The 19,730-nt window shown below is 50.1% G+C and carries 16 protein-coding genes; 11 read left to right on the forward strand and 5 right to left on the reverse strand.

The genetic code is table 11. The features are described from left to right. The first annotated feature begins 49 nt into the window (after nucleotides 1-49). A complete protein-coding gene (locus D3H65_RS30520; RefSeq protein ID WP_162915888.1) occupies nucleotides 50-1,144 on the forward strand; it encodes an OmpA family protein in 1,095 nt (364 codons plus the stop codon). Nucleotides 1,145-1,341: 197 nt separating this feature from the next. Here D3H65_RS30520 and D3H65_RS30525 read toward each other — a convergent pair whose 3' ends face one another. Then, entirely contained in the window at nucleotides 1,342-2,310 is a 969-nt protein-coding gene (locus tag D3H65_RS30525) for a YpdA family putative bacillithiol disulfide reductase (protein WP_119054714.1), read from the reverse strand. 660 nt (nucleotides 2,311-2,970) lie between these two features. Here D3H65_RS30525 and D3H65_RS30530 point away from each other — a divergent pair. From D3H65_RS30530 to D3H65_RS30555, 6 genes are all read left to right on the forward strand, one after another. Beyond that, nucleotides 2,971-6,090 (forward strand): SusC/RagA family TonB-linked outer membrane protein, encoded by a 3,120-nt coding sequence (locus D3H65_RS30530; RefSeq protein WP_119054715.1) that lies wholly within the window; start codon nucleotides 2,971-2,973, stop codon nucleotides 6,088-6,090. A 29-nt stretch (nucleotides 6,091-6,119) separates the two neighbouring features. Continuing rightward, nucleotides 6,120-7,583, forward strand: a complete 1,464-nt coding sequence (locus D3H65_RS30535; protein WP_119053939.1) for a RagB/SusD family nutrient uptake outer membrane protein — start codon at nucleotides 6,120-6,122, stop codon at nucleotides 7,581-7,583. A 113-nt stretch (nucleotides 7,584-7,696) separates the two neighbouring features. Next, nucleotides 7,697-8,389 (forward strand): hypothetical protein, encoded by a 693-nt coding sequence (locus D3H65_RS30540; protein WP_119053940.1) that lies wholly within the window; start codon nucleotides 7,697-7,699, stop codon nucleotides 8,387-8,389. A gap of 74 nt (nucleotides 8,390-8,463) precedes the next feature. Continuing rightward, entirely contained in the window at nucleotides 8,464-9,390 is a 927-nt protein-coding gene (locus D3H65_RS30545; RefSeq protein ID WP_119053941.1) for an SPFH domain-containing protein, read from the forward strand. Nucleotides 9,391-9,598: 208 nt separating this feature from the next. Then, nucleotides 9,599-10,306: a MotA/TolQ/ExbB proton channel family protein gene (locus D3H65_RS30550; protein WP_119053942.1), complete on the forward strand. Its 708-nt coding sequence runs from the start codon at nucleotides 9,599-9,601 to the stop codon at nucleotides 10,304-10,306. 179 nt (nucleotides 10,307-10,485) lie between these two features. Then, a complete protein-coding gene (locus D3H65_RS30555; RefSeq protein ID WP_119053943.1) occupies nucleotides 10,486-10,884 on the forward strand; it encodes a biopolymer transporter ExbD in 399 nt (132 codons plus the stop codon). Nucleotides 10,885-11,135: 251 nt separating this feature from the next. Here D3H65_RS30555 and D3H65_RS30560 read toward each other — a convergent pair whose 3' ends face one another. Both D3H65_RS30560 and prmC read right to left on the reverse strand, forming a co-directional pair. Next, a complete protein-coding gene (locus tag D3H65_RS30560; protein WP_119053944.1) occupies nucleotides 11,136-12,485 on the reverse strand; it encodes an FAD-binding oxidoreductase in 1,350 nt (449 codons plus the stop codon). A gap of 235 nt (nucleotides 12,486-12,720) precedes the next feature. Beyond that, complete coding sequence (prmC, locus tag D3H65_RS30565) at nucleotides 12,721-13,593, reverse strand: peptide chain release factor N(5)-glutamine methyltransferase (RefSeq protein WP_119053945.1); 873 nt, start codon at nucleotides 13,591-13,593, stop codon at nucleotides 12,721-12,723. 157 nt (nucleotides 13,594-13,750) lie between these two features. Between prmC and ribD the strand changes: the two genes are divergently transcribed. After that, on the forward strand, nucleotides 13,751-14,842 hold the full coding sequence (ribD, locus tag D3H65_RS30570) for a bifunctional diaminohydroxyphosphoribosylaminopyrimidine deaminase/5-amino-6-(5-phosphoribosylamino)uracil reductase RibD (protein ID WP_245999629.1): 1,092 nt from the start codon (nucleotides 13,751-13,753) through the stop codon (nucleotides 14,840-14,842). 26 nt (nucleotides 14,843-14,868) lie between these two features. Then, a complete protein-coding gene (locus D3H65_RS30575) occupies nucleotides 14,869-15,483 on the forward strand; it encodes an IMPACT family protein (RefSeq protein ID WP_245999630.1) in 615 nt (204 codons plus the stop codon). A 299-nt stretch (nucleotides 15,484-15,782) separates the two neighbouring features. Here D3H65_RS30575 and D3H65_RS30580 read toward each other — a convergent pair whose 3' ends face one another. Continuing rightward, a complete protein-coding gene (locus tag D3H65_RS30580; RefSeq protein WP_119053947.1) occupies nucleotides 15,783-16,676 on the reverse strand; it encodes a 3-hydroxyacyl-CoA dehydrogenase family protein in 894 nt (297 codons plus the stop codon). Nucleotides 16,677-17,030: 354 nt separating this feature from the next. Between D3H65_RS30580 and D3H65_RS30585 the strand changes: the two genes are divergently transcribed. After that, a complete protein-coding gene (locus D3H65_RS30585; protein WP_119053948.1) occupies nucleotides 17,031-17,387 on the forward strand; it encodes a hypothetical protein in 357 nt (118 codons plus the stop codon). A 626-nt stretch (nucleotides 17,388-18,013) separates the two neighbouring features. Continuing rightward, entirely contained in the window at nucleotides 18,014-18,772 is a 759-nt protein-coding gene (locus tag D3H65_RS30595) for a metallophosphoesterase (RefSeq protein WP_119053950.1), read from the forward strand. On the opposite strand, the gene rhuM is transcribed toward D3H65_RS30595, so the two are convergent. Further along, nucleotides 18,736-19,698 (reverse strand): RhuM family protein, encoded by a 963-nt coding sequence (rhuM, locus tag D3H65_RS30600; protein WP_119053951.1) that lies wholly within the window; start codon nucleotides 19,696-19,698, stop codon nucleotides 18,736-18,738. The genes D3H65_RS30595 and rhuM overlap by 37 nt on opposite strands. Nucleotides 19,699-19,730 lie beyond the last annotated feature (32 nt).

A 19,730-nucleotide genomic window follows, 5' to 3' on the forward strand; every position in this document is an offset into this window, starting at 1 on the left:
TCAACCCCTGGGAGGTTTAATCCTCCTATTTATAGGTATCCTGCTAAGCATGTATGCCCCCGCGCAAAACTTACTCGCCAACGGCAGCTTTGAAGAGGAGAACATTTGCGTGGAATACAAGCACAATTGCGCCCCCGAAGCCTGGATGGCCAATTCCATGTGGGCCAATTATTACTATTATACCCCCGGCAAAGCATACGAGGGTACCCATTTTATAGGCCTGGCAGCGGGTGCCGTCTACCAGGGTGTACACAATTTCATTCGTACCCGCCTGCTTTGTGGCCTCCAGCCCGGCCATCAGTACCAGCTTACTTTTTACCTGCGCTCCCGCCACGATATACTCGATAGCGTGGGCGTATATTTTAGCCCGGGCGATTTCCTGTATGAAAAAAGGAGCTTCAAACTCCTGGAGCCTCAGCTTTGGGCTGTCAATGCATTGGATACCCTGGAAGCTGATCCCAACTATTGGCAAAAAGTACGCCTCATCTATACCGCCACTGGCGAAGAAGGCTTTATGACCATCGGTAGTTTCAACAGGAAAGAGTACAAGTTCCGGGGCAGCCCCGATTTCAACCGCGATTACTATTTCTATGTAGATGAAGTATCATTGATCCCCTTGGATAAGCAGGAGCAACTTTGTCCCCAGGCCGATAGCGTGGCTACTGATATATACAACGAGAACCAGCACCACGAAATGCTCAAAAGGCAGGTATATGCCCGCAGCAAAAATCCGCCCCCTATAATGCCTTTACCGAAGACGAGGAACAGGTTCATCCCTCCCCGTCAACGCATCGATACCCTCATTATCCCCGATATCTTTTTCGCCACTGCCAGCTATGAACTATCTCCCAAAAGTTACCACTTGCTCGATAGTTTTTCCAACCAGCTCAGCAGGTTCCGCGTCGACTCTGTGGTCATTGAAGGACATACCGATAGTGTAGGTAAATTGGCTTATAACCAGCGGCTCTCACTCAACCGCGCAACCGCCGTGCAGGAGTACATAGAAGATAAATTACCACCGGAGAAGATCGTGTTCACGGTCCGCGGCTTTGCCTTCACGAAGCCTGTAGCATCCAATAAAACTCCGCGTGGCCGCCAAAAGAACAGGAGAGTGGAAGTATATGTGTACAGGAAAGAGCAGTAAGTATTGGAGAAGAAACCCTCCATGAAGAAGAAACCCTCCCTGTTTTGTTCATTTCGACCTTGTTTATCGATTCAACCTTTTTTGTCATTTCAACCTTGTTTGTCATTTCGAACGCAGCGAAGCGGAGTGAGAAATCTGCTATCGAAGCAAAAGAATCCAAGCAAAAGATTGCCGACTGCCGATTGCCGACTGCCGATTCACGCCTTTTTCTTTATCGCCTTCACGATCTTATCCGCATGATCCCTTGAGTTCTCAATAAACCATACATGCGTATTCATGCCCCCGCATACCACCCCCGCCAGGTATACATTAGGCAGGTTCGTCTCCATCGTATCCGGGTTATAACTGGGTTGCAGCAGCGCATCATCCGATAGCCGGATGCCCACCCGCCGCAGGAAATCAAAATTGGGTTGGTAACCCGTCAGCGATATCACATAGTCGTTTTCGATCGTCTCTATACCATACGGTGTCTGGATGTCCACTTCTTTTTCCCGGATCGCCACCAGGGTGGAATTAAAATAGGCTTTGATACTGCCTTCTTTGATCCGGTTCTCTATATCCGGCTTCACCCAGTATTTCACCCGGTCCCCTATTTTCTCTTTCCGCACCACCATCGTTACCGCAGCCCCTTTGCGCCAGGTTTCCAGCGCCGCATCCACCGACGAATTGCTGGCCCCTACCACCACCACTTTTTGCAGCGCGTAGAAATGCGCCTCCTTATAATAGTGCACCACCTTGGGCAATTCCTCACCGGGAATATCCAGCGTATTGGGAATATCATAAAAGCCCGTCGCAATAACGAGGTGGACCGCCGTATACGAGCGTTGTGAGGTATACACCCGGTATTGGTCCCCTTCCCGTTCCACCCCCTTTACTTCTTCCTGCAGATGGATCCGGAGGTGGTTCGACACCGTCACCCGCCGGTAATACTCCAGCGCTTCCGGCCGGGTGGGTTTGGGATTATTTGATACAAAAGGCACCCCGCCGATCTCCAGCCGCTCCGAGGTGGAGAAAAAGGTCATGTTCAGCGGATAATTAAAAAGAGAATTCGTCAAACACCCCTTTTCAAGTACCAGGTAATCCAATCCGGCTTTTTGTGCAGCCAGCGCACAGGCCAGCCCAATGGGGCCGCCTCCCACAATGATCAATGTATAGTGTTGCTGCATAATAACAAGGTACAGGGCTTCATTCGCCCGTCTTTTTACGAATTCTGTCGTAATGAAATGATTCTTCAGCCGATATATGGAATACAATTATATATATAATAATAGGAGCAAAAAATTTTTTTTGTGCAGCATGACAATTAGATTTGATGTCATAGAACGGTTAACAATTAGATAACGACTTTTTGAAAACTAGCAGCACATGAGAAAAACACCAACATTAACTGGCTGGACACTCCTTCTTTACTATCATTTACAGTTTCCCAACCAGTGAATCCAACATCGATTCCCAGATCCAAGGTAACACCGCTCCCCCTGTCGGAGCCTCCAGGTTCAAATTAGCCATGATTACGCAAGAAAGTTCTTACAAACTGGTATATAGCCAGCCGTAAGGATCGGTACTTCTTTTCACAGGATTGTTTCCTGTTTTAGCCATGACATACAAATAGAAATGATTGCCTTGCCGGTACATGCCAGCAATGGGTAATGTGTACGTATCCTCACTTGCGGGAGTAGTTCCGCGTTGCTTAAGCCATGAAATATATATAACGTATAATGCTGACCGAAGATCAGTGTGCAGGAAACCTATGCCTGGTAGTGGGGCATAGCAAGATATTTCACAACCCAGTTTTTAATCATTTCTAAATACGAAACGTAATGAGCATGAGAAAAACGCTGATGTTTGTAGTCAGCATGTTGCTGCTAACAGGCTCGCTGTTCGCCCAGAACCGGGTAATCACCGGTAAAGTAACAGATGAAAAAGGCGGCCCCATCCCCAACGCCTCCGTAATGATCAAGGGTAGTAATACCGGTGCAACTACCAATGGTGAAGGAGCTTTTTCCATCACCGTTCCCGCTTCAGCCAAAGTACTCGTTATTTCTTCTATTGGTCTGAGTGCTGCTGAAGTTACCATCGGCAACAAGACCACCATCGATGTTTCTCTTAAATCCTTAGATAAAGAATTGCAGGAAGTAGTGGTAGTGGGTTACGGTACACAAAAGAAATCTTCTGTAACTGCCAACATTGTAACCGTCAAAGGTTCTGCCATTGCCGACAAACCGGCGCCCAGCTTCGACGCATCCTTGGGTGGCCGCGCTGCCGGTGTGCAGATCACCATACCCAATGGAGTGGTCAACAATCCGCCCGTGTTCCGCATCCGTGGTACCAACTCCATCAACCTCAGCACCTATCCCCTCATCGTTGTCGATGGAGTGCCTACCTTCACCGGCGACGTAAGTGGTACACTGGCCGCTTCCAATGCACTCGCCAGCATCAACCCCGCCGATATCGAAAGCATGGACATCCTCAAGGATGCTGCCGCTACCGCTATTTATGGTAGCCGTGGCGCCAATGGTGTTGTATTGATCACTACCAAGAAAGGTAAAAGAGGCAAAGCCAAAGTAGTATACGATGGCTGGGCAGGTTGGACAAAACCTACACGCCTCTGGGATATGATGAATGCCGATCAATACATGGAAATTAAGAACGAAGGCCTGGCCAACCTGGCAACACCCGCAGCACCCCGTTACCTGCCCACCCCTGGCCCCGATGGACAAAACATCAATACCAATTGGTACGATTATGCCTACCGCACAGGTTTCTCCCATAGCCACAACGTAAGCATTTCCGGCGGTAGCGATGCCACCACCTTCTATTTCTCTGCCGGCCTTACCGATCAGCAGGGTATGATCCTGAAGAACTCTTTCAACCGCAAGAATATTCGTTTCAATGTAGATCACCGCGTCAACAAAGTGCTCTCTGCCGGTATGAATGCCAATTACTCCAATGAGTACAATAAAGCAGCTGCCAACTCAGGCTCATTGCCCGGCGCCGCTTTCGCATCAGCTGGCCTTGCCCGTTTGGCCCTTACCCTGCCTCCCAATATTTCCCCTTACAAGAACGATGGCTCTTACAATACCAATGGCAATGCCATCGGACCTATGAACAACAAAGAGACCATCGGTTTCTGGAATCCCGTTCCCATCATCGACAACAACTATTCCAATGCTGAGAACGATCACATCCAGGGCAATGTATACGTACAGTTGAAACCCATTCCCGATGTTACCCTCCGCACCAACTACGGTATCGATTACCTCAATGTGGACAATAGAGGTTTTAATACAGCCCTTATCGGCGATGGTTTCCCCACTGGTTCTAGCTTTGGCAACCTGCAAAAGAACAAACGTTGGGTGTGGACCACTACCGCCCAGTACGACCATACCTTCTTCGACAAGCACACCGTATCACTGCTGGCAGGTACCGAACAACAGCGTACTACCAATGAAGGGTATGGTCTTAGCCGTACCCAATTGAGCGATCCTTTTTATAACAATATACAGGGCGGTTGGCTGACCAACAATACCTCGGGCCTGGCACTGGGAGAGAACTATCTCTGGAGCGGATTCTCACGCCTCAACTACGACTACGACCGCAAATATTTCCTTTCCGGTAGTTTCCGCCGCGACGGTTACTCTGCATTTGCAGACGGCCTCGAGTATGGTAACTTCTACAGCTTCTCAGCAGGATGGGACCTGGCCCAGGAGAAATTCTTCGCCAACAGTCCCCTCAGCCGCATCGTAAATGCCTTCAAGCTGAGAGGTAGCTATGGTACATCTGGTAACATCTCCGGTATCGGCAACTTCGCTTCCAACTCATTCTACAGCGCAGGCTATTACAATGGTGCCGCTACCCTGGCTTTCTCACAGGCCGGTAACCCCAACCTTACCTGGGAAACCAGTAAGAAAACCGATATCGGTTTCTCCTTCGGTTTGTTCAATGACCTGATCACCGGTGAAGTAGCCTATTATAAAAATGATGTAGACGGACTGCTCCTCAACGTACCCATGGCTCCCTCCACCGGTATGCCCAACAATCCGTTGACCAACATCGGCGCTATGTACAACAAAGGAATAGAAGTAACATTGAATGCTTCTCCCGTTTCCACCAAGGATTTCCGCTGGACCACTTCATTCAACTATACTTACAACGAGAATAAAGTAACAACCCTGGCCCCCGGTGTACCTTTTATTACATCAGTTACCGGATTGGAAACAGTCAACATCACGATGCCCAACTATCCCATCAGCTACCTGTATGTAATACCTACTGCAGGCGTCAACCCCGCTACCGGACAACGCATCTTTGTCAATGCAAAGGGTGAAAAAGTACAATACAACCACGCTGCTGCTGTAGGAGCACGGTATACTTACCTCGATGGTACCCTCGCCCCGGCTATCGACGCTGGTAAAGACCAGGTGCCCATGTACAATAGCATCCCACGCTTCTATGGTGGTTTCGACAACAACTTTAACTATAAGAATTTCGACCTCAATGTGCTCGTCACTTACCAGGGCGGATTCTATGTATACAATGGTACACAGGCATCCATCCGCGACCAACGTTTCTGGAACAGCGAAACCGCCGTTCTCCGTCGTTGGAAAAAAGCAGGCGACGTGACCGATATTCCCCGTGTCGTATACGGCGACAACGTGTCCAACGGCTCTGCCAACCCCATCTCTGAGAATGTACAGAAAGGTGATTTTATCAAATTGCGTAACGTAGCCCTCGGTTACAGCTTGCCCGCCAAAGCAGCCCAGAAACTGGGCATTGCCAATGCACGCTTCTATGTGAGCGGACAAAACCTCGGCATCATTACCAAATACAAAGGACCCGATCCCGAAGTATCTTCCAATGGTAATGGCAACGGAAACCAGGGTGTTGACCGCAACTCCGTAGGCAACGCCATCACAATGACCGTAGGCCTGACCGTAGGATTCTAATCTCCAAACAACGTATTAAAAAGAAGAATATGAAAAAATATATGTTTAAGCTGGCAATCGTGGGAGGATTAACGATGGTGTTGTTTTCCTGCCAGAAAGGTACCTTAAACCCCACTTCTACTACCGCCCTGTCTGATCAAACCGCCTTTCAAACACTCGACCGGATCGATGCCCAGGTGAAAGGGATCTATTCCGCTATTAAATCCGGACAAATGCTCGGCGGCAGGTATTTCCTCTACCATGATGCCCGTCCCGAAAACTTCCTTTCCGATGATGGTAACCGCGTTACCATACGCGCCCCCTGGGAATTCTCCCTGGGTAGCAGCGACGATGAATGCCGCAACCTCTGGGCGGCCGCTTATACCACCATCAACAGGGCCAATCTCTTCCTCGATGGAATGGAAGCCGGTGGTAATACCGTAGCAGGCGCCAAAGCCAACGAGTTCAACGGCGAAGCCAAATTCCTGAGAGCCCTCAGCTATTTTTGCCTCATCCAGTTGTATGCTCGCCCTTATTGGGATGGCAATGGCAGCAAACGCGGTCTTCCCCTTCGCCTAAAAGGCATCAACGGACCAGGTTTCAACGAACTCGCACCTGTAAATGTGGGCGAGGTATATAAGCAGATACTGCTCGATCTCGATTTTGCAGAGACCAACCTGGCCACTACCGTAGCAGACATCACCGCACGTACCACCAGGGCACACCGCAATACCGCCATCGCACTGAAAACAAGGGTATACCTCTGCATGAGAGATTATCCCAAAGTGATCACCGAAGCCAATAAGATCGTGTCTGCCACCGCCCCTTTCAAAGCACCTTCAGGCGTAGCCCATGCACTGGCGGCTAACATTACCAGCCTGTTCAGCGGCGCCAGCACCGACCTGGAGAATATCTTCTCCATGCCCTTTACCAACAACGATGCCCCCGGCACCCAAAACCAACTGGGCCATTACTACCGTCCCGCCAGCTCTGGTGGTAATGCCATTTTCTCCCTCAATCCTGCCGGTGTCATTGGCGATGCTACATGGACAAAAACAGATGACCGCCGCAAACTGGTCGATACCGCAGCAAACAGCAAATCTTACCTGAAGAAGTTCAACGGTGGAGCCCCCTGGCTCGACTGGGCCCCCGTGATCCGCTATTCAGAAGTATTGCTCAACCTGGCCGAAGCCAGTGCCCGCGGCAATGCAGCAGTAGATCCCAAAGCTGTTGAACTGCTCAATGCAGTACGCAACCGCTCCGATAAAGCTACTACCTACACCGTAGCCAGCTTTGCCAGCGCTGCCGATCTCATCAGCGCCATCCTCCAGGAGCGCAACATCGAGCTCCTCGGTGAAGGTAGCCGCGGCATTGATATCCTCCGCCTGGGATTGGATTTCCCAACCAAAACCAGCGGTGGCTTTACCGTATCCGCTGTCCCGTCCACCAGTGCCGCCTATATTTGGCCCATCTCATCCGATGAAACAAGGCTCAACCCGTTGATCAGTAACTAACCGGGCTGACCATTAACTGCTAAATAAAAAATGATACCCCGGAATCTGTTTTTCCGGGGTATCTTTTTTATTTTAGGACAGCAACTCCACACCTGAATAATAAACCCTGCACTATGTATAAAAAATTATCGATGCCTGTTTTGTTCCTGTTCGTTTTTACCGAAGGAATAGCACAGCTGAATACCTTGGGGTCCAATCCTTTCATGAGCGATGCCAATGGCAGGCCGGCCTATTTGAAGACCGAATACAATGTAGAAGGCAGCCCCTGGTACCATGATGCATACAGCGTGGCCGAAATTACCTCCACTGCCGGTAAGGTCTATTCCAATGTACAGGTGAAGATCAACCTGGCCGAGAATGAGGTCCTCTACCTCGCCGATGATGGCAAGGAAATGGTAGCTACCATCCCCATCAAAAAGATCAGGTTCATTCAATTTGTGAGCAAAGAAGGGGTGGCCGACAAAGTACTCGAAAGCTTTGGCCAGCCCATGAATACCCCTAAGAATATCATCTACGAAGTGTTGGACTCCGGGAAGTGTACCTTACTCAGGCAGATCAGGATCACCTCCCAGGACAACCGCCGCTTCAACGAGGCCAGCATCACCCGCACCTTTCAGCGCAGCGAGTTCTGCCATGTATTGTTGCCCGACGGCAAAATACAAAAGCTCAGTGCCGGTAAAGACGATATGATCAACCTCCTGCAGGATAAGAAAGCCGAAGTGAGCGCATTCATCGACGAAAAACGACTGAAATGCCGCAATGTCGAAGATTACCGGAAAGTAATAGCCTATTACAATTCCCTTTAACCACTCACCCCTCGCCATTAACCCCTCGCCGCCCGTATTAATAAAAAGTACTACTTTCAGCAAAATTTTGTCATATGGAACTCCTCCAGTCCTATTGGTGGGTAATCATTATCGTACTGATCCTCTTTGCCGGGCTCAAAACCATTAACCAGGGTTTTGTGGGTGTCGTCACCATGTTCGGAAGGTACCAGCGCGTCATACGACCCGGTCTCAACCTCCTGATCCCTTTCTTCGAAAAGATCGCCAAGCGCGTCAGCATCCAGAACCGTTCCGTGGAAATGGAGTTCCAGGCAGTGACCGCCGATCAGGCCAATGTCTATTTCAAAAGCATGCTCCTGTATTCCGTACAGAATGCCGATGAAGAGACTATCAAGAAAGTAGCTTTTAAATTCCTCAGCGAGCGCGACCTCATGCAGGCCCTCACACGCACTATCGAAGGCACTATCCGTTCCTTTGTGGCCACCAAACGCCAGGCCGAAATCCTCGCCCTGCGCAAGGACCTGGTGGAATACGTGAAAGAGCAGATCGATCAACTCCTCGAAACCTGGGGTTACCACCTGCAGGACCTCCAGATCAACGATATCACCTTCGATCAGGCCATCATGGATTCCATGAGCCGCGTAGTGGCTTCCAACAACCTGAAGGCGGCCGCCGAAAACGAAGGCCAGGCACTCCTCATCACCAAAACCAAATCTGCCGAAGCAGAAGGCAATGCCATCAAGATCGCTGCCGAAGCAGAGCGTCAGGCAGCTCAACTGCGCGGACAGGGTGTGGCTTTGTTCCGCGAAGAAGTGGCCAAAGGTATGAGCCATGCAGCCGAGCAGATGAAACAGGCCAACCTCGATACCAATGTGATCTTGTTCAGCATGTGGACCGAAGCCGTGAAGAACTTTGCCGAATATGGAAAGGGCAATGTCATCTTCCTCGATGGAAGCCCCGATGGCATGGAGCACACCATGAAACAGATTCAGGCCATGATGATGAAGAAAGCAGGAACCTAATATCTGCCCATGGATGTCAGGCTGAGCTTGTCGAAGCCGTCTAAAGAAGCCTGTTGAAGGGTGGGTCGCCCTTCAAGGGCGGCTCACCCTGATCTGAAGAGTTCATCTTCCCGCATTACGTATATAACAAAGTTTTAAGAAATATAAATAGTGTAAAAATCGTTTTAGGCACACATTTGATACTTTTACACCACTAAAATAATACTGGATGAATTGGTTTTTTTTGCAGGTTACCAATCCGGCTGCCACAGTCGCTGATTCACTGAAACAAGTGATGCAAAGTAGTGGTTCTGCGCCTTCTATGAATGTGATGGAAATGCTGGCCCATGGTGGCCCCCTCATGATTCCTTTGGCTCTTTTGTTGGTGCTGGCCGTGTTTTTCTTCTTCGAGCGCCTCATCGCCATCCGCAAAGCCAGTAATATCGACCCCAATTTCATGAATATTATCCGCGACAATGTATTCAGCGGCAATGTGAGCGCAGCCCGCTCCCTGGCCAAGAATACCTCCAATCCCGTAGCCCGGATGATCGATAAAGGATTACAACGTATCGGCAAGCCCATCGACGCCATTGAAAAAAGCATGGAGAATGTGGGCAAGCTCGAGATCTATAAAATGGAACGCAACCTGTCCATGCTGTCTCTGGTATATGGTATTGCACCCATGTTTGGTTTTTTGGGTACCATCTTCGGTATGCTCCAGTTGTTTTACAACATCAATGCTTCCGGCGATTTTACCCCCGCCCAGATTGCTGGTGGTATCTATACCAAGATGATCACTTCCGCCAGCGGTTTGATCATTGGTCTGTTGGCTTATGTAGGATACAACTTCCTCAATGCCCAGATCGATAAGAACGTGAACAGGATGGAAGTGGCCAGCGCCGAGTTCATCGATATCCTGCAGGAGCCTACACGATAGGAAATGATATCAAAAGCCAATCGTAGCAAAAGGTATTTTAACCCTGTAGAGGTTACCGCTTTGTAGCGTCGGATCAAAAGGTTTTTTTACCCCTTTAGGGGTTAAAGCTTTGTAGTAGAAATTAACAAATACGATTTCATTTGCCCTGTAGCGGCAATCCTTTTGTAAAATATTTTTGAATGAACTTAAGAAACAGGTTAAGATCACATCCCGAACTGCACGCAGGAGCCTTGAATGACATCCTGTTCATCCTCCTGTTCTTCTTCCTCATCGTTTCCACCATTGCCAATCCCAATATTGTAAAGGTCAATAACCCCCGTGGTACAAAAGATACCAAGGCCAAACAGCATATTACCGTTTCCATCGACAATACCCAGCAGTTCTTCATCGGCACCAAAAAGGCCGATCCCATCCTGTTCGATACCCTGCTGAAAGCAGAGATCGCCAAATTCAAACTCAATGTAGATACCCCCGTGGTCGTCATCAATGCCGATACCACCGCTTATTGGGGCGAGATCTTCCGCATCATGCGCATCTCAAAAAGCGTAGGCGCCAAGGTAGTGGCCAATGTGAAGTAAGTAGTAAAGGTCGCCAGAGCATACCCCATTTTGTCATCTCGAACGGATATCTATCCCCGTTTTGTCATCTCAAACGGATATCTATATCCATGTTATCATCTCGAACGGATATCTATCCCCGTTTTGTCATCTCGAACGCAGCGAAGCGGAGTGAGAGATCCGCTATCGAAGCAAAAGCCCATTCGTTCTTCTTTACGAAGCAAAAGCATTGCCGATTCACGATTGCCGATTGCCGATTGCCGACTGCCGATTCACGATTTCGTCAACCCAATCCTCCTCCCGATATTCGAATCAAACTTCCCTTCCGGATCATACTTCCTTTTCACCGCCAGCCATTCCGTATACTGCGGATACATTGCCTTAAACATCCCTTCATTCAGCAACCCATCTTTACCGAGGTACAACCGCCCGCCGGCATCCAGTACTTTCGCGTCCAGTTTGGGCGTGAAAGCAAACAGCCCATCCGTCACTGGAAAATCGATCGCCAGCGTATAACCTTTGAAAGGGAAGGAGAGCAGCCCTTGTCCATCTCCCATTCTTTTAAATACGTTGAGGAAGGGCGTGCAGCCGCTTTGCGCGATCATGTCCAGTATCTCCGCCAGGTGCTGGCGGCCATTGTCTTCCGGTATCACAAACTGGTATTGTATAAATCCCCGCTTGCCATAACCCCGGTTCCAGTGGTTGATCGCATCCAGCGGGAAGAAGAACTTTTCGTAATGAATAAACTCTTTCGGTGAGTTCTGCACAAAAGCGATCACCCGGTTCAGCACCTTCACCGTAAAGTTGTTGAGCGTAAAAGAGGGCAGGAAGAAAGGCACCGTTAGTTTGCTCGTCTTATGCAATTGCAAGGGATTAGTGCTTAGCTTGGGTGGCAGTTCCGCCAGCTTCGCAGCATTCCCCAGCGTCAGTACCCCGCTGCCTATTTTGTTACCCCTGGCCATCGCATCAATCCAGGCCACCGAATAGTTGTATTCATGATCATATTGATCCAGCGCCTCCAGCATATGGTCCAGCCCCTTGATCACAACCGATTTTTGCTTGAAATAAGTCGTCTCTATCTTGCGCAGTTGCACTTGTGCTGTTAAGATCACCCCCAGCAAGCCCAGTCCGCCAAAATTGGCCCAGAAAAGGTCTGCATTCTCCGTACGCGAAGCCGTCAGGATACGCCCATCTGCCAGCAGTATACGAAACGAAAGTACACAGTTCACAAAAGAGCCATCAATATGGTGCGCCTTACCGTGTATATCATTCGCAATCGCTCCGCCGATCGTCACGAACTTTGTACCCGGACAGATCATCGGCAGCCAACCCCGCGGTACAAAACTGGTGATGATATCTTCCAGGCTTACCCCCGCTTCACATTCCAGTATACCCGTTGTTTCGTCCCAGGCCAGCAGGCGGTTCAGCTTCGTACAATCCCCCACATAGTGGTTGTCATTTACTGCCTGGTCTGCATAACTGCGGCCCAGCCCGCGCGGCACCAGGCTCCCCTGCTGCAACGTCCTGGTCACATCCCCCGCATCCCGCACTTGTACTTTGTAGGATTCCGATACCGGGTAATTACCCCATCCCGACAGCTTTTCTTTCTTGTATAATGACATGCGCCAATAATTAAAATTGAATGAAATTGTCACCCTTAACGGTTGTCAGCCTGAGCTTGTCGAAGGCGTCTAAAGAGCTTGTCCCCCTTCGCGGGAAGCCTGTCGAAGCCTTAACATTTGTCAGAGTTTATCCCGCCTTGCGGGACTGAGCCTGTAGAAGCCGTCTAAAGGGTGGGTCGCCCTTAAAGGGCGGCTCACCCGATCTTACTCGGCCTATTCTTAAATATATTACTTCCTAATTAATTTTCATAGCCCTGATCATCCGGTCCTTGCCTTGCATGTCTTTCTTCAATACCACTGCGAATCCATGCTCCTGGAAAACCTGTACCGTAGCAGCACCAAGATCTTCATGTATCTCCACATAAATACGGCCGGCCGGCAATAACTTCCCCTGGGCAAACCGGGCAATGTTCCGGTAAAACAGCAGCGGATCATCATTCTCCACAAACAAAGCCAGGTGCGGCTCATGCTCCAATACATTGGCGTGCATCGTTGCCTTGTCTTTAACCGGGATATAGGGCGGATTGCTCACGATGATATCAGCCATCGGTAGTACCGCCCACTGATCTACTTGCAGGAAATCCACCAACAGAAACTCCACAGCTGCAGCTAAGTTGCGTGCATTCTGCCGCGACACCCCCAAGGCTCCCTTACTTACATCACAGCCGTACACCGTTGCGCCCGGCAATTTCTTTTTCAGTGCAATGGGTATGCAACCACTGCCCGTCCCAATATCAAGGATGACCAACTGCCGACTGCCGATCGCAGACTGCCGATTATCAACCTCCGCCACCACCCATTCCACCAGCTCTTCCGTCTCTGGCCGCGGTATCAGCACCTGCTCATCTACATACAGCTTCAGTCCATAAAACCAGGCCTCGTGCAACACATATTGCACCGGTGTATGTTCCAGCAATTGCGCCTTATATTTTTCCAGCAGCTTGTCTTGCTCCGGGGTGAGCCGTTTTTGTTTGTGCAGTAACCGGTCGATCTTCTTCAGGCCGCTCAGGTTTTCCATTACCCAATCTGCTATTTGCGCAGCTTCACGCGGTTCGTAGGCCGTACCCAATTGCCTGGTCAGATCTTGTTGCCCTTCCTGGATCGTCATGCCGGCAAAGGTAGGCGTTTACCGTTTCGGGTGTAGTGTTTCATGTTGGGGCTTCCTGTGTATGAACCAATTGACTACTAAAAGACCGGGAATGGCAAAGCGCAGCAGCAACCCAAAACCCGAAACACCAAACTCGAAACCCTAAACCACCGTATCTTTGCGCCTCACACAGGAAAACCCTGTCACCATTCATCTTTTGACCACCCACGAAACATACCTGCACCGTTGCCTGGAACTGGCCAGTCTGGCCGCCGGCCACACAGCCCCCAACCCCCTGGTGGGAGCCGTGCTCGTGCACCAGGGCCGCATCATCGGCGAGGGGTTTCACCGGCAATATGGCGGCCCCCATGCCGAGCCCAATTGCATCAATTCCGTGGCCGCCGCCGACAGCCACCTCATCCCCCATGCCACCCTGTACGTATCCTTGGAGCCCTGTGCCCATTTTGGTAAAACACCCCCCTGTGCCGATCTCATTGTGCGCCACCGCATACCCGAAGTCGTCATCGGTTGCCGCGATCCCTTTGTGGAAGTCGATGGCAAGGGCATCGAAAAACTGCAGGCTGCCGGCATCAGCGTTACCGTAGGTGTATTGGAACAAGCCGCTATCGACCTCAACAAACGATTCTTTACTTTTCATACAGCCCATCGACCTTATATCATCCTCAAATGGGCCCAGACCGCCAACCGGTTCATCGGCAATACCGATCATACCCGCCTCCACATCAGTGGTGAGTTGACCAACCGCCTCGTGCACCAGTGGCGCAGCGAAGAAGCCGCCATCCTCGTGGGCGCCAATACCGCCCTGTGGGATGATCCACAGCTCAACACCCGCCTGTGGACTGGTCCCGATCCCGTGCGACTGGTAGTGGACAGCGACCTGCGCCTGCCCAGGTCACTGAACTTGTTTGATCAAAAAGTAAGGACCATCGTTTTCAACAGCCTGCAACACCAGCAGCAGGACAACCTTCTGTATTACCAGGTCACAAAAGAGCGGAGCCTGGTGCAACAGGTCACCAATGCCCTGTACCAGCAAAAGATATTGAGCGTACTCGTGGAAGGAGGTGCGCAGTTATTACAATCCTTTATCGATGAAGGGTATTGGGACGAAGCCAGGGTCATCACTAACAATGCCTTATTCGTGGATGACGGAATACCAGCACCCGTATTGCGTTCAGGCACCCTGGTGCAAACACAACAACTAGGAACCGATACTATACAGATCATTAAAAGAAGCGAAGCTGCCTTATAAAGCACAGTAGAGCGGGATCAAAACATATGACAACCATGATCGAGCAGGATTTTTATTATACCGTGGAAAAGCCCGCCACCGCCGAGTTCAAAGACAGGGGCAGTAAGTTTATTGCTTTTGCATTTCCCATCAATACCATTGAGGAGTTTAAGCAGCGCCTGGAAGAAGTGAAGAAAGAACATCCCAAAGCAACCCATCATTGTTTTGCTTATCGTATTGGCACCGATAAAAATGTTTATCGTGTCAGCGATGATGGCGAGCCTTCCGGTACTGCCGGCAAGCCCATCCTCGGCCAGATCGACAGCAAAGAGCTCACCAATGTACTCATTGTGGTCGTTCGTTATTTCGGGGGCACCTTGCTCGGTGTGCCCGGTCTCATCAATGCTTACAAGAGCGCTGCTTCCATGGTCCTCCAGGTAATGCCCGCCACCCAGCGTTTTATTGAGGTGCCCTATACCGTCAACTTCGATTACTCACAGATGAATGAGGTGATGATCGTCGTCAAGCAGCTCAACTGCACCGTGCTCGGGCAGGACCTGGGCCTGTTTTGCCACCTGCGCATCGGTATCTCCAAAGCCCGCCTCCAGGAAGCCCTGTACCGCCTCGGCGATCTCAGAGGTGTAGAAGTGAAGAAAGCATAATCTTTGTTCATTTCGAACGGAGTTCTATCATTCTGGGTTGTCATTTCGAACGGATCGCAATCTCCCTTCCTTGTCATTTCGAACGCAGCGCAGCGGAGTGAGAAATCTGTTATCGAAGCAAAAGAATCCGCAGCAAAAGACTGCCGACTGCCGATTCACGATTGCCTCGCATTTGTCATTTCGAACGCAGCGCAGCGTAGTGAGAAATCTGCTCTCAAAGCAAAGGATTCGTAGCAAAAGGTTTTCGTATCAAAAGTATTGCCGATTCACAGCTTGTCCCGCTATGCGGGAACTGCCGCCTATCTAAATCGTTCACTCACCACCAGCTCCTTACTCCCCGACGTATATGTATAAAATCCTTCTCCGCTCTTCATCCCTAAATAACCCGCTGTCACCATATTCGTCAACAGCGGACAAGGCGCATACTTCGGATTCCCAAATCCTTCATACAATACGTTGAGGATAGAGTAGCAAACATCCAGTCCGATAAAATCCGCCAGTTGCAAGGGCCCCATCGGGTGCGCCATGCCTAGTTTCATCACCGTATCGATCCCCTCTACACCCGCCACCCCTTCATACAAACTATAGATCGCTTCATTGATCATCGGCATCAGGATGCGGTTGGCAATAAAGCCCGGGTAGTCATTCACCACACAAGGCACTTTGCCCAGTTGCGTGCTCAGCGATACGATCGTGTCCGTCACCCCTTTGTCTGTGGCATACCCATTGATGATCTCTACCAGCTTCATCACTGGCACCGGGTTCATAAAGTGCATGCCGATCACCTTGTTGGCCCTTTTCGTTACCGCAGCAATTTTAGTAATCGAGATCGAGGAGGTATTCGTGGCCAGGATCGCCCCGGCAGGCGCTGCTTCATCCAGTTGACGGAATATCTTTAGTTTGAGGTCGATGTTTTCTGTAGCTGCTTCTACTACCAGTTCCGCGTTTTCTACTCCTGCGGCCAGGTCCGTATGCGTGGTAATATTTCCCAGCGTAGTTTCTTTCTGTGCTTCCGTCAGCGTACCCTTGCTTATTTGCCGGTCGAGGTTTTTGCCGATCGTCTGCACCGCCTTTTCGAGTTGTGCCCCGTTTACATCAATAAGGTTCACTGTAAAGCCGCTTTGCGCAAATACGTGTGCGATGCCATTGCCCATCGTGCCGGCGCCGATCACTGCGATGTGTTGAAGAGACATGAATGAGTTGATTTGGTATTCAATATGACTAAGCCCGACAAATGTAGCGTAAAAAATCCTGTCCGGCTATCCCCTGCTGGTGTCAGGCTGAGCAATGTCATCCCGCTTTGCGGGAAGCTTGGCGAAGGGCTGTTGAAGCCGCCATCAGGGTGGGTCGCCCTTTGAGGGCGGCTCACCCTGAGCTAAAGAACCTTACCACCTCTCTTTGCCCCTTCGCCTCAATGCCTTCCACTCGTTGTCTCCATGCCTCGTTGCCTCTTCCCTCCTGACCAGGATCACCTCCCCGCTTAACCATTGTCAACTTCTACTAACCCACTCCGTCCGATCTTTATGCCGTAAACAAATCGAATCGTTATGTCAACAACAATCCATCCTTCTACCGTTCAGTCTTCTTATACCATACCTGCCAAAGGCAATTCCGTTTTCACTCGTTTTATCCATTGGGCCGATGCCCAGCAGGAGAACCGTCTCTTGTGGCTGGCCCTGGCCCTCGGCGGTTTTGGTTGTGCCCTCACACCCCTCACCATCTTATTGATCGTGGCCCTCACCGGCATGAACCTTTTCCTGTTCATGACAGCCCTGGCCGCCATGGCCATGTCACTCATCGTCAACCTGGCCGCCATGTCTACTAAGATCACCATCCCCGTGCTGCTGGTCAGCGTGGTGGTCGATCTGGTCGTGATTGCCGCTGCCGTAAGCATGTCCCTGTAGCGTTTGTTCTCTTATTCATAATAGCAGGTGTACGTCCTCGCCCGTTGTTTGTGTCGGGTGGGGGCGTTTTGCTTTTCCTGCACGTCCTTGCTCGAGGCGGAGTAATAGGTAAATCAAGAAGATTTGCACCATGATCTTTTGTAACTGCGGTTTATCGCAATGTGTACCATAATTTGATTATCTTTTAGCTTGTTTTCTGATGTAACTATGGCAGTAGCGTATATATTCCTGGCCGTCCTTTTTATTTATACGGCGGTTCATTCAATACGGTTCTTAAAAACCTACTACACCTTACAAAAAAAAGGGGAGAGAGCTATTGGAACGATTACTAACAATACCTTATCAGGTAAATTTTTTATCAGGAATGCTTTAGTGCCTACCATCATTTTTTACACCGGGGGCAATAGGAAAATAGTGGGTAGACCCAGACATTCTTTACAAATTGAATTATCCTTTTACCGACATGGTAGTGAACACCTTATTTATTATAAGCCTGATGACCCGGCTCTTTTTGTGGTCAGTAATTCGGGCGAAGTATTGGCTACCATTGCCATGCTTTGCGTGGCAATAGGCTACCTGGGTTGGTTTGGGATAACACAATTGGTACCGATGCTATAAAAATAAATATGACCATCCAATACTGTTCCGATCTCCACCTCGAGCGGCCTGAGAATTATGCCTGGTGGAAGAAAAGGCCCATCCTTCCTGCTGCTGATACCCTCATCCTGGCGGGTGATATCCTGCCTTTTGCCGAAACCGACCAGTTCCTGGATTTCTTCCAATACCTGTCCGATCATTTCCAGGCTACCTATTGGCTGCCCGGCAACCACGAGTATTACGGCAGCGATAGCTTGCACCGCAGCGGCCCCTTCCGCGAAGCCATCCGCCCCAACGTTTTCCTCCTCAACAACCAGGTGGAGCAGCTACAAGATACTACCCTCATCTTTTCCACCCTGTGGTCACATATCAGTCCGGCAGCCGAGTGGGACATTGCCCGCGCCGTCACCGATTATCGGCTCATCACCCGCGATGGCGAACCCTTCCGCCCCTTGCACAGCAACTGCCTCCATGCCGAAAGCCGGGCATTTATCGAATCCGCCGTGGCCGCAGCCACCAGCCCGCACGTCATCGTCGCTACCCACCACGTGCCCACCTTCCAGCATTATCCAAAGCAGTTCCGCGGCTCCATCATCAACGAAGCTTTCGCCACTGAAATGGATGACTATATAGAAACATCACCCATCACCGCCTGGATCTATGGCCATCACCATACCAATACCCCGGCGTTCACCATCAGCAACACCCGCTTGCTCACCAACCAACTGGGGTATGTGCGCAAGCGCGCGTATTATGGGTTCAGCAACAAGGCCGTTTTGTATTGTTGATATTCGTCTTCCGCGAGTTGCTTGGCCGCTTCCGGAGTGATAGCTCCCGTATCCTTCAATACCTTGTATTCGTTGAATTGTAAAAAGCTGTCCAGTTTATCGATCCAGTCCTGCATCTTCATCGGTATCTGGCGTGCAGCCTGGTTTTCTGCATAATACAGGTACATCGTTACGATCCTGCGCAGTGCTTTCATTTCTTTTTCCGCCAGGTAGTTTTTGGCGATGTTCACATCCGACTTTACGATCTTTCCTATGGGGGCATTTTTCCAGGTTTGCAGTCCCATATGCCGTACCGTGGCTTTGGCCCTTTCCGCAATGATCTGCGCAGCCGTTTTGCCCGTCACCGCCCAATGCAATTTATTCTGTACCGTCCGGAAGAATTCCTTCGTAATGACCGCATCCTGCGCATAATCAATGCTGCATTCCTCGTAGATAGCCGTGATCTTTTGGTAGCATTGCTTTTCACTGGTCCGTATTGCCCGGATGCGGTCCCTCAGATTATCAAAATAACTTTTACCCGGGCTTGTAACTGCTTGCGCCCGATCGTTTTCCAATACAAAACCTTTAATCGTAAATCCGCTTAAAACCTGGTAAGCCCACAGGCGGAACTGTGTGGCCTTTTTGCTGTTGATCCGGTAGCCCACTGCAATGATGGCGTCCAGGTTATAAAACCGGATGGGGTAGGTTTTGCCATCCAGGCCAGTTTGTGCAAAAGGGGCGCATACAGCCTGCTCATCCAGTTCGGCGGTGATGAAGATGTTTTGAAAGTGTCGGATGATGGCAGTCCTGTCCACACCAAATAGTGCCGCCAGCCGTCGCTGGTTAAGCCATAAAGTATTGCGGGCATGCAAAACCACTATCTTCAACGCCGCGTCAGGTACCTGATAAAAAAAGGTCTCAAAAAAAGCTTGGTTATTGGGGTTCATAATGCGTGTAGGATTAAGGTAAAATGGAATTA

Source organism: Paraflavitalea soli (genome assembly GCF_003555545.1).
In the GTDB taxonomy this organism is placed as follows: Bacteria; Bacteroidota; Bacteroidia; order Chitinophagales; family Chitinophagaceae; genus Paraflavitalea; species Paraflavitalea soli.